Annotated in this window: 16 protein-coding genes; 11 read left to right on the top strand and 5 right to left on the bottom strand. The window is 50.7% G+C overall.

What is annotated here, in order from left to right; genetic code table 11:
- Both VL197_07960 and VL197_07955 read right to left on the bottom strand, forming a co-directional pair.
- A partial coding sequence (locus VL197_07960) for a POTRA domain-containing protein (GenBank protein HUJ17913.1) occupies positions 1–756 on the bottom strand: 756 nt, incomplete at its 3' end.
- Between the two features lie 50 nt (positions 757–806).
- Positions 807–1,733 carry a DNA-formamidopyrimidine glycosylase family protein gene (locus VL197_07955; protein ID HUJ17912.1) on the bottom strand — a complete coding sequence of 309 codons (927 nt, stop codon included), beginning with the start codon at positions 1,731–1,733 and terminating at the stop codon, positions 807–809.
- A 127-nt stretch (positions 1,734–1,860) separates the two neighbouring features.
- Between VL197_07955 and VL197_07950 the strand changes: the two genes are divergently transcribed.
- The gene (locus tag VL197_07950) at positions 1,861–2,853 is read left to right on the top strand and encodes a 2-hydroxyacid dehydrogenase (GenBank protein HUJ17911.1); all 993 of its coding nucleotides are present in this window, start codon (positions 1,861–1,863) and stop codon (positions 2,851–2,853) included.
- A 152-nt stretch (positions 2,854–3,005) separates the two neighbouring features.
- Here VL197_07950 and VL197_07945 read toward each other — a convergent pair whose 3' ends face one another.
- From VL197_07945 to VL197_07935, 3 genes are all read right to left on the bottom strand, one after another.
- A complete protein-coding gene (locus VL197_07945; GenBank protein HUJ17910.1) occupies positions 3,006–3,593 on the bottom strand; it encodes a class I SAM-dependent methyltransferase in 588 nt (195 codons plus the stop codon).
- 40 nt (positions 3,594–3,633) lie between these two features.
- Positions 3,634–4,257: a hypothetical protein gene (locus VL197_07940; GenBank protein ID HUJ17909.1), complete on the bottom strand. Its 624-nt coding sequence runs from the start codon at positions 4,255–4,257 to the stop codon at positions 3,634–3,636.
- 652 nt (positions 4,258–4,909) lie between these two features.
- The gene (locus VL197_07935) at positions 4,910–5,578 is read right to left on the bottom strand and encodes an SOS response-associated peptidase (protein HUJ17908.1); all 669 of its coding nucleotides are present in this window, start codon (positions 5,576–5,578) and stop codon (positions 4,910–4,912) included.
- A gap of 179 nt (positions 5,579–5,757) precedes the next feature.
- On the opposite strand from VL197_07935, the gene umuD reads away from it, so the two are divergent.
- The 10 genes from umuD (at position 5,758) to VL197_07885 (ending at position 12,937) form a co-directional block, all read left to right on the top strand.
- Positions 5,758–6,219, top strand: a complete 462-nt coding sequence (umuD, locus tag VL197_07930; GenBank protein ID HUJ17907.1) for a translesion error-prone DNA polymerase V autoproteolytic subunit — start codon at positions 5,758–5,760, stop codon at positions 6,217–6,219.
- A 150-nt stretch (positions 6,220–6,369) separates the two neighbouring features.
- Complete coding sequence (locus tag VL197_07925) at positions 6,370–6,747, top strand: GxxExxY protein (GenBank protein HUJ17906.1); 378 nt, start codon at positions 6,370–6,372, stop codon at positions 6,745–6,747.
- 341 nt (positions 6,748–7,088) lie between these two features.
- On the top strand, positions 7,089–7,397 hold the full coding sequence (locus tag VL197_07920) for a YciI family protein (GenBank protein ID HUJ17905.1): 309 nt from the start codon (positions 7,089–7,091) through the stop codon (positions 7,395–7,397).
- Between the two features lie 145 nt (positions 7,398–7,542).
- Complete coding sequence (locus VL197_07915) at positions 7,543–7,863, top strand: hypothetical protein (GenBank protein ID HUJ17904.1); 321 nt, start codon at positions 7,543–7,545, stop codon at positions 7,861–7,863.
- Between the two features lie 113 nt (positions 7,864–7,976).
- Positions 7,977–8,501, top strand: a complete 525-nt coding sequence (locus VL197_07910; GenBank protein HUJ17903.1) for a hypothetical protein — start codon at positions 7,977–7,979, stop codon at positions 8,499–8,501.
- Positions 8,502–8,728: 227 nt separating this feature from the next.
- Positions 8,729–9,133, top strand: coding sequence for a hypothetical protein (locus tag VL197_07905; protein HUJ17902.1), 405 nt, complete (start codon positions 8,729–8,731; stop codon positions 9,131–9,133).
- A 325-nt stretch (positions 9,134–9,458) separates the two neighbouring features.
- Positions 9,459–10,433 carry a hypothetical protein gene (locus VL197_07900; GenBank protein HUJ17901.1) on the top strand — a complete coding sequence of 325 codons (975 nt, stop codon included), beginning with the start codon at positions 9,459–9,461 and terminating at the stop codon, positions 10,431–10,433.
- Between the two features lie 67 nt (positions 10,434–10,500).
- Positions 10,501–11,541 (top strand): hypothetical protein, encoded by a 1,041-nt coding sequence (locus tag VL197_07895; GenBank protein HUJ17900.1) that lies wholly within the window; start codon positions 10,501–10,503, stop codon positions 11,539–11,541.
- Between the two features lie 67 nt (positions 11,542–11,608).
- The gene (locus tag VL197_07890) at positions 11,609–12,091 is read left to right on the top strand and encodes a hypothetical protein (GenBank protein ID HUJ17899.1); all 483 of its coding nucleotides are present in this window, start codon (positions 11,609–11,611) and stop codon (positions 12,089–12,091) included.
- Between the two features lie 96 nt (positions 12,092–12,187).
- A complete protein-coding gene (locus VL197_07885) occupies positions 12,188–12,937 on the top strand; it encodes a methyltransferase domain-containing protein (protein HUJ17898.1) in 750 nt (249 codons plus the stop codon).
- The last annotated feature ends 381 nt before the right edge of the window (positions 12,938–13,318 follow it).

Genomic DNA, 13,318 nt, shown 5'->3' with positions numbered 1-13,318 from the left:
TCCCTCCCGGAAGCCGACGTCCACGGCCCCCTGCTTCACGGCCGGATACCCCGCATCGGCGTATTTCTCCACGATGGCGGGGATATCATGGTCGAGCAGCACATTCGTTCTGAGCGGCCCTCCGGGCTCGCTCTTCATCGTCTTGAGGAGCTTCTTTTTCGGGAACACACTGTTGCCCGAGAAATCGATGTCGCCGATCATCGTCCGCTCCCGCTCCGCGATGGATACGATAAGGTCGACCTGGTGGGCCTGAGGCAGCGGTTCTACCCTGAAGTCCACCTCCGCGCCGTAATAGCCCTCGGCCTGGTACAGCAGCTGGATGCCGGTCCGGTAATCGGGGAACTTGTCCTCCCGCAGTTCCCGGCCTTCCACGCCGCGCAGTTCGCCGCGGATCCGCGACGCCGGGAGCTCCTTGTTTCCCCTGACCAGAATGGCGTTCACGACGGTCACGGGCACGAGGGTATAGACCAGCCTCACGCCGCCGTCGTCCGCGAAACCGTCCACCCGGATGTCGCGGAATTTTCCGGTAAGGTAAAGGTACTTGATGCCATCCCGCACTGCCTCGGACGAGAACCTGTCCCCGGTCTTCACGACCATGAGCTGACTGATTTGTCCGTGGTCCTGCCATGGCCTGCCAAGGTCGTCCTGGACCTCGATGCGGGTTACGGTCAGTCCTGTGAAGGGAGAGGCGAACAGCGGCGCTGAAATGGCGAGCAAAAGAAGGACGGCAGCGCCGCAGGGGATGATGAATTTCATGGGATTTATTTAGCACATCGAACCATGAATGTAAAGGAGAGAGAACGAATTTAAGGCGTGCGGGAGCGGTCCGAACGGGGTTTGCCGTACCGCTTCTCAAGCTCCTCGATGGTCCGCGGCCAGTCCTTCTTGAGCAGCCGCGACAAGCCTCGGTCGGCGAGCAGTCTTCCCTCGTTCTGGCACCGTGCGCAGTAGTTGCATTCGTTCGAGGCGTAGCGGATCCTCTGGATCAACGAACCGCATACCGTGCATGCCTGGCCATACCGCCCATGGACTGCCATGTCCTTTCGAAACGCGGTGACCTTCTCCGGGAACTTGCCAACGGCTTCCCCCCGGAGCCGGTCTGTCCATTCGGCCAATGTCTCCCGCGCAGCAGTGTAGAGCCTTCCAATCTCGAGCTGCGTGAGCTTTTCGGTCATCGCCGCGGGCGAGAGCCGCGCCCGGAACAGGATCTCGTCGGAATAGGCGTTGCCGATCCCGCTGAAAAGGTGCGGATCCGTCAAGGCCCGCTTGAGGGTGTGGTTCGCGCCTGTCAGGACAAAGGAGAACGTCTCGAGGCCGGCAGCCAGGACTTCGATGCCGCCCGGATCGAAAGCGCGAAGGGCATCCCCTCCCTGCACGAGATGGAGGGAAGCCTGCTTTTTTGTTCCCGCCTCGGTCAACACGAGGCTTCCGGCCGGGAAATCGAACGCTGCCAGTTCCGTCTTGCCCCGGAGCGCGGCGCCAGGCTTACGCCAGTGCAGCCGTCCGGCGATCATCAGATGCATGACGATCCAGAGGTCTCCCTCGAAACCGATGGCTATGCGCTTGCCGATGCGGCGGAGCTCCACAACCCGCCTGTTCTCGACTGCCGAAACAGGCGGCTCCGCTGTCCGCAGCAGGAAGGGATGAACGATGCGCAGACGCAGGAGCGGCTGACCAAGGATGCGCTCGCTCAGTGCTTCCCGATAGACTTCGATATCAGGCAGTTCAGGCATGCTGTCTTTTTCCTCACAGGCCGCTTTCCGTCATAAATGCCTTATAATAGAAAGTATAGTGGCTTTCGGGAGATGCCGGGGGTCTTTTCCTTCGGCCTCCTTGGCCGCACGAACGGGGGAGCAGGGCATGGACGCTTCAGGCAAACCTCACATCGTTGTAACCTATGCCGTGAAAGACGCACGACGCGCGCAGATCCGGGGCTTTTTCGGCGATGGTGTGAAGCTTTCCTTTCTTGCTGACCAGCCGACCGGGCTGCGGGAACAGACGCTCATGGACGCGGACGTGTTCCTGACCTGGAACCTGCCGAAGGAGCTCGCCTTCGGAGGGCTAGGCCTGTTGAAGAACCTGCGCATGATCCAGCTCCTTTCGGCCGGAGCAGACCATCTGCCCTTCCGGGAGATCCCCCGTGACGTCGTCATTGCGAGCAATGTCGGGGCCTATGCAGAGCCCATGGCCGAGCACGTCCTTGCCATGGCGCTCGCGCTTACGAAACACCTGCACCGGGAACACGCGAACCTCGCCCACGGCGAGTTCAACCAGTCACGGATGAACGACCTGCTGCAAGGATCGGTCTGCGGGATCCTGGGCTTCGGCGGCATCGGAAAGGCCGTCGCCCGCCTGATGAGCGGACTCGGGGTCCGGGTCCGCGCGGTGAACACGAGCGGCAGGACCGAGGAGCCCGTGGACTTCATCGGCACACTCAAGAACCTGGACGCGGTCCTCACCGCGTCGGATATCGTGGTCGTATCCCTGCCGCTCAACAAAACGACGCGGGGCCTTATCGGAAAACAGGAGCTGGAAGCAATGAAGCCGGATGCAATCCTCATCAATGTCGCCCGCGGTCAAATCATCGATGAAAAGGCCCTCTACGACCACCTGGTCGGCCATCCGGAATTCAAGGCAGGCATCGATGCCTGGTGGTTCGAACCCTTTGGGCATGGCAGCTTCAAGACAAGTTACCCGTTCTTCACGCTGCCCAACGTGCTGGGTTCCCCGCACAATTCGGCGATCGTTTCGGGCATCAATGAAAAAGCGACGAGGCTGGCAATCGAGAATGTAAAGCGGTTTCTGGCAAGAGAGCCGATCAGGGGCGAGGTCAGGAGAGAGGACTATATATAGAAGTATATATAGAAGGAAATTTAGTCCATCTTCCAGCTTGTCCGGAATTCTTCATCGGCATTGGTTCCCGACTTGAATTGTTCCACTTGCAGAAACGACGGACGAGCGCGGCATTCCTTTCACAACTGCTGGGAAACGCTAAATCCGATGAACTACGGCTTCACTGCAACCACCTGCACGACCGCGCCCCTGCCCGTGTGCAGTTTTCCCTCAATGACGTCCCGCTCGAATTCCCTGGCATGAACGAACCTCAGGCCCTCCAGTTCCTGCCTGAGGCCGCTCAAGGTCATCATCTTGTCCTCGTCAGGCGGGCCGCCGGTCTTATGCTTGAGCTGTTCCGGCGTGTATGCTTCGAGTATGAACACCCCGTCGGGGCGCAGGCCCTGAATGACTTTGTTATGAAGCCTTTTCCGGAGGGAGGAAGGCACCTGGGCGAAGATGGACACGATCCCGTCCCATGCTTCCGGCTCGATCTCGAGATGGTCAAGGTCAGCCACCTGCGTCTCGATCGTCACATTGTTCTCCGCAGCAAGCAGCTTGGCTTTTTTGAGGCCCACGGAAGACGAATCCACGGCCAGCACACGATGACCCAGCGTCGCGAGGTACACGGCGTTCCTGCCTTCGCCCTCGGCCAGGCACAGGACCCTGCCCTGCCGGATCTGGTGGCTCATGCTCACCAGGAACTCATTCGGCTTCTTGCCGTAAACGTATTCATCGGTATCGTATCTTTTGTCCCACATGGTTGACTCCCGCCTCGAAAATAGATGAAGCTCGTATGACCTATTGATTCAGGAAAACTTTCTCGAGCGCCGATTGAAGGTCCTGCTCGAGAGACTTCGTTCCTTTCAGGACAAAGGCTCCGCTGTTCTTCCAGTGGATATCGAGATCGGAGTCAAGAGCAGAAGCGTCCGCATCAAGCTCCCTGACCCGAAGCACCACGTCCGTCCCGCCCTCCCACAGAATCGGCGAGAGATAAAAGATGAGGAGTGGCCCCAGTTCCTCGACACGGAGCATGATGATCCTGCTGTATTTTTCCGGAAGCGCGTTCGCAAATTTCAGAGCATCGACGTCGGAGAGAGTAACAGCCTCACGGCCCTCGATCGATCTCAGTATGGTGGCCTTCGCGTAACATGATCGGCCGCTGAAAAATTCCGCAATGGCCTTCGATGCCATCTCCTCGCGGAGCCGCGGTTCCTTTTGATTGTCCCGCCACGCGGTCCCCCAGAGCACCAAGGCTGACTCCTGTCGTGAACGCGCCTTGCAAAGAGGTGGCTTCGAACCCACGGCATGGATGAAGGTCTGTGTCGTGGCGCAGCCGGAGAGAACGGCGAGGAGGCAGATTGAAACGAGCGATCGAGATAGTATGGGAAGATGATATTGCATGATGACGCTTTCAGTATTCATATCGGGTTCCGCTTCGCTCTGCCCGACCTACAGACTGGCCGAACGCTTCTTGTAGCAGCGATCACTCTTAAAGTGAGTATCGCAACTTGAGCGTAATACCAACCATATCAGCTACATCATTCAGCTTCCTGACCTCAACGGCTCCGGTATTCGTATTAATTACCGGCAGGTCAAATGAGGGCATGGCTGCTGTGGCCGCTGCCTCAAGCACCACGCCAACTCGCTAACTTAGCCCCAGACCGCACCTATACCGCCCCGCAGTCTAATAATATATGCGCTGCCTCGATCACCGGACAACAAGGCTGGACGTGGTAACTAACAAATCAAATTCTTTACAAAACGGCAAGAAAATTTCTCGCAGAGGCGCAGATCTCGCAGAGAAAATCAAAAAATAATTCGCCATGAAAGACTTTCGGGCTTTGGTTTTAAGCTCTGCGTCCTCCGCGTGCTCCGCGAGAGACGCCTTTAGCTTCTGGTTTTGATCCGGCTTGTCCGGGTTAGGCTGTCCGCCAAAGTCTGCCGTGTAATAGGCTTTTCCGGCCGGCAAGCACGCAAACAAGTTCTCAGCCATGTGCCATTTATCGACGTTGCATCGAGTATAGTTTAACCCTGCCCTAAATGACAAGAAAGAAAATCGTGGATGCCTCAAATCTCATTCCGGGATTGGCCTGATATTCTCGGGATCGTTGTACTGGTAGGAATTCATCTTCGGCGTGACGGGATAGACCTCGATCTCATCCGGCGCACAGGGCTTGAGCAGCGGCAGCAGTTTCTTCGCGTCGTGCTCGCCGGGATCGAGCCACTGATCGAAAGCGTTCTCGGGAAGGATCGCGGGCATCCGATCGTGGAGCTCTTTGACCGCTTCGTTCGCGCTGGTCGTGATGATCGTGCAGGTCAGGACCTCCTCCCCTTCCGGCGAGTGCCAGGCATTGTACAGCCCCGCAAATCCCATCGGCCTTCCCGACCGGAGGCGGATGAGACGGGGCAGCCTCGCCTTGTCGGTTTTCTTCCATTCGAAGAACCCGTCTGCCGGCACGAGGCAGCGATGGTTCGCGAAGGCGTCCCGGAACGAGGGAAGTGTCGCGACGGTCTCGGCCCGGGCATTGATCATCTTGTATCCGGCATTGAGCTCCCTGGACCAGCTCGGCACGAAGCCCCACCTGCTCAGGACGAGCCGGTTGCCGTTGTCATTGATCACGATAGGGATGTCCTGGCCCGGGGCGATGTTGTAGCTCGGCATGAGGTCGAAGGTGATGGAATCGACCTGGAATATCTTCAGGATGATCTCGAGGGCGCTGTGGATCTCGAATCGTCCGCACATGGGAAACCTCTTGCCCGATGGATAACCATATAAATTATAACAGTATGCGGGATCGGATCCCGTGGAAAAGTGAGGACCGGGATTCCCCTTGACAGTGAACATCTGTTCACCTATAATAAAATCACCTTATAAAAAACCCGTGTTTATCTGTGTGCGCCGAAGGCGCCCGTGGTGAAAAAATGATACTTCCCTTTCCCGTAAAGAACAAAACCGTCCCCTTCACCTTCGTCGGAACCTTTTCACCAGGCAGCAGACCGTCGGGCGGAACGACCGCGATGCTCGGCACGATCGAGGCCGGGTTCCCGAGCCCTGCCGAGGAAGAGCTCGCCGACACGCTCTCCCTCGACGAGATGCTCATCCAGAACCGGGAGGCCTCGTTCCTGCTCAGGGTGACCGGCGACTCCATGACCGGCGCGGGCATCCTTCCGAACGACATGGTGATCGTGGACCGGGGGCAGACGCCGAAGAGCGGCGACATCGTGATCGCCGAGGTGGACGGCCAGTGGACCATGAAGTACCTGCGGAAGCGCGGCGACAGCGTCACACTCGTTCCCGCGAACCCGAAGTACGGTCCGATCAAGCCGAAGGACGAGCTCAAGATCGCCGGCGTGGTCACGGCGGTGGTGAGGAAATACAAATAGAGGCTTTCAGAAACAGAACAGTTCTCACAGGTCGCCACGGAGCCACGAAGAGAAGCAAATTAAAACCTATCTCGCGCAATACCCTGCTCTCGCAGCGAGTGCTCGAAGGCGCGGGCACGAGAGCCGCCAAGCCGCAAAGAAAGGCCAGTGATGGACGAAAACCAGATATCGAAGATTGTCGTGAACTGCTGCTATAACATTCACACAAAACTCGGGCCGGGGCTGTTGGAATCAGTCTATCTTGAAATTCTCATATACGAATTGAAGAAGGCGGGATTGAAATGCGAAAAAGAAGTCGGGATACCGGTGCACTATGAAGATGTCAGGCTTGACCTTGGCTTTCGAGCGGATTTGATCGTGGAAAATCTGGTGATCATTGAATTGAAATCCGTAGAGAAAGTTCAACCTGTTCATAAAAAACAGCTCACAACCTATTTAAAATTGACCGGGATGAAGCTCGGCCTGCTTGTTAATTTTAACGTAACCCTTATCAAGGATGGGATCGAACGTGTTGTCAATCGACTTTGAAGAGTCAAAAGCCAATTTTCGCGCTAAGGCGCCAAGACGCAAAGAAAGGCAAATGCTTTTAAACCAGGATTCAACATTTTGTGTTTTACGTCTTGCGTAAGCGGGTTTTGATCTTAATGAACAAATTGAGTTGTCTTAATTTCAAGACAAGATTCACCCTTTGCGGCTTGGCGGCTTTGCGCGAGACATCTCAGCAGTTGTTTTTTTTCATTCCCTTTTTCATGGATGCAGCGGAAATGGGGAAGTCCCATCTTGCGGAAAATTTCGAACGATGATAAGCTGACAGTAGATTTGCTTTTCGCATCATCACGGATAAAATTCATCAAAGTGTGAGACGCCGGATGAAGTACTATTTGTTCAAGCTCATTCCGCCGAGACCCACCTTCCCCGCCGACATGACGCCGGCGGAAGCCAAGCTGATGCAGGAGCATTCGGCGTACTGGCGCCAATTGATGAACGACGGCCACGTCATCGTGTTCGGCCCCGTTGCCGACCCCAGGGGTAGCTACGGCATTGCCGTGATGCAGCTCGCTGATGACGCGGACCCGCATGCTCTCGGCAGGAACGACCCCACCATCAAGGCCGGCGCGGGCTTTACGTTCGAAATTTGTTCAATGCCTCGGGCGGTGCTGCCGACGGACCGCGCCTGACGAGTGCAGTGCGCGAGACATTATGGCATCTATGCCTCTCCATGAGACTTCTTTAGGACATGCGATGAGAACGCGGCTGAAGCTTAAACCGGGACAAAAAGGGACGAAGAACCTGCTGGCTCAATACGGAGACGCGCTCCTCTGCGTGCGCTATCGCTACGACATCGAGAGTCGAACGCGGGCAAAGACGGCCGAGATCATCGTCGAGAAGAAACCATGGACACCGCCGGCGTCCCAAATCCCCGATGATATGCTCGTCCCGGTGCGAATCGGGTTTGCCGAAACGGCACTTCAGGATAAGGCCAGGACTGCAAAGGGAAGATGGGACCCGGAAGTGAAATTGTGGCTCATCCGATTCGGCAGGATCAAAGGGACAGAACTGGAAAAGCATATAATATTAGATGCCAGACAGTCAGGACAGGAAAAGGGAAAAGCATCTAATAATATAAACCTAAAAAGCATATAATAGTGGATGCTTGCATCTAATATTATATACCGGCATCTATTATTATATGCCAGAGTCCGTTTAGATAATAACTGGTTAGTCCCAAGATTCTGAGCGGGAGAAAGGATGTTGCAGTGAAGATAATGCGGGTTAAGTCAGTACAAACAGCCTTGGTCTGTTTATTTTTATCTGTGCCAACCCTCGTGTATGCCTTTCATACAAGTCCAGAATGCTGGAAAGAACCTCGCATGTTTCATTCAGGCCCGGTTTGGAAGGACCTAAGTCCAAAAATCAAATTAAATCGTATTGCCGAACCAGTTCCAGCTGACGCAACGTTCTCTCCCAATAAAGCATATGCATTCTGGGTAAAACAGTCTGATGCGAAACATCCGCGGCATTCTGACATTTATATTTTCACAGAACGCAAATATGTTTTAAGCAACAGCTATGACGATATTGATGGTATTGACACTCCGAAATGGATAAATGAAAAACTTCTTACAGTTCGCGTTTGGTGGGGCAGAATAGCTGCAACAGATGTCATTATTGATGTCGAGGCGGAGAAAATTATTTATTCTGAAATGGTGGAATACGGCGGTATTGCTTACGAACAGTTCAAGGCACAATGTCGCGGGATCTGCCCTTGTCCTTCTCAATAAAAAATACGATGCGAAATAGATAAAGAACCAACCAGTCGTTCGAGTCCCGCGCTCTGCAGCGCGGGGCTCAACTCGTCGTTAACCCTGAGGAGCATATGAGTAGAAATTACATCTCGAAGTCGATATCATATTTAATTTCGTTTATAGCCATTCTCAGCATTGTTTCCTGTAGCGTTAAGGGATCCTTAAAGACAGATCGATCAGAAGGTGGATTACAAGTAACGCACATGCCACTTACGATTAACGATGTTCCAAAAGAGTTAATTCAGAAGATGCATTACCCATATGCCCGCTTCTACCGCACCGAAGTGCTCAATAATACAAACCGACCGATAAAAGTTATCTGGTTCGACGGCTATTTCAATAATCAGGGCAACTGGTTCGCAGGAAATGTGCGGAATAAAGTGCTTCGCGGTTCAGATTTTATGGATTGGTACTTCCATAAGGAGGATATGGACGAGGATGGATGGATACGTCCCGGAGGTAAAGCGATCTGTACAGTGAATTGGCACTGGACTGCTTCTCCTGAGGATTTGCAGATTAAATGGGCCTATATCGGAGTTGATGCACATGGAAACGACTATTTTGCAGAAGCTATTGTTCCTGAAGTCAAACCGGAAAAATTGCAATAGCTCATCTTGCACGAAAATAGGTTAACTTGTCGTTCGAGACCGACGCGCAAAAGACGCGCGTCTCAACTCCGCGTTATATTATGGTGTCAATATGCACATGACCTCAATAAGATTAATTTCTATATTGTTTAATTGCTGCTTCCTCGTGCTCTCAGCATGCACTCATATTCCCTCAACAACAGCTACTCAAATGGGTAGGTTTGATAATTCATTATACGTCGTTCTGACTACAGCAAGAGGAAATGCTGTACCATTCATTAGGTTGTATGATATTGATAAGAATAAGTGGGGCAAAAAGATTACGATACCGGACTCAGATGAAACTGTGGCAAACAAGATGATAAGTAATGAGGATTTAGTTTATTTGCAGCGCCACGGTGATTGGCAACATAACGGAGTGATATACGGTATAGACAAAAAGAGCGTCTTTCATAAAGTGATTGAAATTGGCAATTTTGAGTCATTATCAGGAATGGACGATGAAAATTATTTTGTTACGGAGATGAAATATCTTAAAGATCCAAATAATAAAACTAATAATTGGTTATTCAAGGGAGCAAAATATAATAGGAAAACCAAAACACGCAGCGAATATCATTTCGATAACAATAGAGATTTGATCGTAACAGACACATGGGAAGATGATCACTCTTATTGGTACGCCTGTTTTCGCGGAGGGCTGCCTCAAAAATATAATATTCCTCAAGGCGTCCTTGTTCTGGTCTCCAAATCAAAGCTTAACGGTAAACTCGATAGTTATGAATTTGATGGCGGTAACTGGATTTTCAAAGCAACAATAATTGGAGACAAGGATTGGCTATGGGTTTTTAGAGAGGCCCGGGACATTCCTCATAATAAACCGTCCTTTGCAAAATTCTCTAAAAAAGACAAAACATTTGTAAGCGCAAGCATAAAGGCTAATGTATCATGGCCAATTACAAATGCTGACAACATAACAAATGATAATTACTTATGGTTTATTGATCCATCTTTCAACAGCACAGGCAAATCTACAATATTCCGTGTAAACAAAGAAACCTCTGACAGCATTTCGATTGATTTACCAATGGAAATACGTATTACAGGCACAGCCATTGTGGACAATGAATTCGTCTGGCTCGATGCTTACAAGCTAAAAAGTTACGCGCCCAGCGGAAACACTGTGCCTTATTTAATTAAATTTTCGAAGAAAGATTTGGGTTATGACGTTATCTATGTAAAGCCGACGATGTCTGATTCGATAAAAACGATTTTTGAAAATTTCTTTTCCTGGCTTTTGTTACCCTTCTTCAAAGGGTAAGACATAACAAGTCGTTCGAGTCCCGCGCTCTACAGCGCGGGGCTCAACTCGGCGTTAGTTTTCCAATATGACACTTCTCAAAGGCTATTTGGCGGAAGTAAAAAAGCAACGTAGTCGTGGTCGCTGTCTACACTATGATAGCGGTAATCGCTGTAACAAAATTATCAGCGCTCATTCAATTCAAGAAAGTGGTCAGTTGAGACTCATAGAAGAAGATGGCCATGTTTATAGAATCAGTTCAAATATTTCAACACTGAAGAAGGCTGGTGGACGTCCGCAAATTGCTAAGATTGGCGTAAATAAGGTATCCACATTTGATGGATTCTGTCAGCGACATGACAATGAGTTATTTAGACTAATCGACAATAAATTATTAGTTCCGAACGCAGTCCAAATTTCCTTATACGCGTATCGCTGTTTATGCCGTGAGTACTTTGTTAAAGAAAATGCTGTACGCACATTCAATAAGTTTTTGAATCATGAAAAGATGTCGCAGCGCCTTCAAAAGCTTATATCTAATTTTCATGAAGGCTCAGTTGCCAGTTTTGCTCGACTTCAAGGTATAAAGACAACTTTTGATAAAGACGTCAAAAACGGCAATTTCGACCAATTTGAATATGTATGCTTTATCTCGAAGGCAAAATGGAACTTTCAATTGTCCGGCGTCTTGTACCCTGATTATGATTTTCTTGGGCAAAAACTGCAGGACTTGTTAGACCTTCCTGCGCCATTAAGTTTTATTACCTTTTTTACAGCACCAGTACATAATGGATGGTCATTTACGTTTGCATGGCACAAGGAAAGTTCCAAAATATGTAGTCAGTTTATGGGCTCTCTCGCCGCTCTTATCCATAATGGTGGGTCTATAGAAGACGCCCTACTACGTTTTTCTTTTACCTGCTGTGAGAATCACGCCATAAGAATTTCATGGTGGGACAGCTTAACTGTGATTCAGAAGAGCTCAATTCTTGAGCGCTTTGCCTATTTGATAGATTTGAAGATACAAGTTCCTAATACATACTTGGCCACCGGGTTGGAAGGTATTGCCGATTGGCATTTCGATCATGTATATTCGGCCATGCGCGATGACAAGCTTAGGGAATTCTAACGACCGCGTCCACAGCGACGCGCCAGAAGGCGGCGCGTGACGCGGGCGTTGGTTTTGTGGAGCGAGCATGTGGATTAGTATAGATTCGCAATCATCAATTGATAGACTGCTTCACGAATTTGCAGGGTTTCATGATGCCTGCCTGCGAGAAGTTTCTATCGCAACAGAAACATATGTTGCAGAGAATCTTGCAATGAGCTGTCCTGGCCATCTTGACACATCTGCGCTTCTTTTCCTGCAAGGGCAGAATCGGTCATTACCAGCAATTGAAATCAAATGCGAACGCGTGACTGGAATTAGAGTCAATCCGACGCCTGACAATTGCGATTCAATCTTAGCGGGCGGCAACATAACGACTGATGGAAAGACATATCGTCTTGCCTTGAATTTCATGGGTGGACCATTAACAGGACCGCCAAACAGCTGGGTCTCAATTCAAAAGAAACCTTACACGGAATCCGATATTGAGGTCACTGCCGAGTCAATTGCATGGCGACCAGTTGAGAATGGCCTCGGAAAACACCTGAGATATCGCCAGTCTAAATCGTAAGCAAGAACCAACCTGCCGGTCCACAGCGTCGCGCCAGAAGGCGGCGCGTGACCGGCTTGTTAGCCTCCACAATGAATCCAGCATTCGAGATGAAATATGGCGGAAGATGAGAATTCTATAACTGCACGACTAATTTCAAGTGCGGGTATCGCAAGAGGAATGCGTGTCCTCGATATCGGCTGCGGCAATGGACTCGTATCTTTTCTCCTTTTGGACGCAGTTGGCCCGGAAGGAGAAGTTGTCGGCATAGATATCAATGATAAAGCTCTTGAAATGGCTAAAAGTCGAGCGAAAGAAAACAGCATCTCTAACTTGAAATTTCTTAAAGCAGACATTTCCAATCAGTTGACTGGCCTCGGCATCTTCGACGCTGTTTTTGGCAGGCGTGTTCTTATGTATTTGCAAAACCCGGTATTAGCATTAAAAAATATATCAAGCATGGTCAAAAGCGGCGGTGTGGTTGCATTTCAAGAAAGCGATGCAACAATTACACCTGGACGAATTGAAGTCCTTCCCCTGCATGAAAAAGTAAACGAGTGGATATGGCGTACTGTTGAGAGGGAAGGTGGAAATCTCCATATGGGTTTTGAATTGCCCAGAGTTCTTAAGGAAAGCGGCTTTGTTGTTGAAAACGTTAAAGCAGAGGCCATCATTCAGGGTCAAAAATTACATTATCCATTAGCGACGGTGGTGCGAGCCATATTACCGAGAATCGTCGCGCAAGGTATAGCTACTGAAGCTGAAATTGGTATTGAAACACTTGAGCAACGATTGAAAGATGAAAGACCAGAGAGTTCTGTTTTTATCAGTGATCTTGCGTTTTCTGTGTGGGCGCGGAAATCATAGCCTGAAAAGACTAACAATCGCCTCGACGGCGACGCGCTAGAATGCGGCGCGTCAGGCTCGTGTTAACCTTGACAAGGGAAACAGGAGATAAGGAAGAACTATATATGCGAAATGATACTCGCTTCATACCTGACCTATTTTCTTTGGCAAATACCATGCCCGATCATTTTTTCTCCTGGATTCGGCTCTCGCTTTCGTTTCTTTTACTTGCTATAAGTCTTAGCGGCTGCGCGACTTTTCTGGGCAATGATCTTCCTGTATATACCATGGCGGATCTCCCGCCTGCTCCTCCCCTAGAGAAAAGAGCGTGTCTAATAGTGAATTATAAGGATTGCGATAAAACGTGTCATGAATTGAGTGATCCGATATACGAGATGCTCG

The sequence above is a fragment of the Nitrospirota bacterium genome (genome assembly GCA_035516965.1).
GTDB lineage: Bacteria > Nitrospirota > UBA9217 > UBA9217 > UBA9217 > MHEA01.
Note: the sequence above shows the minus strand (reverse complement) of the source record. Positions and strands in the feature narration are given on the sequence as shown.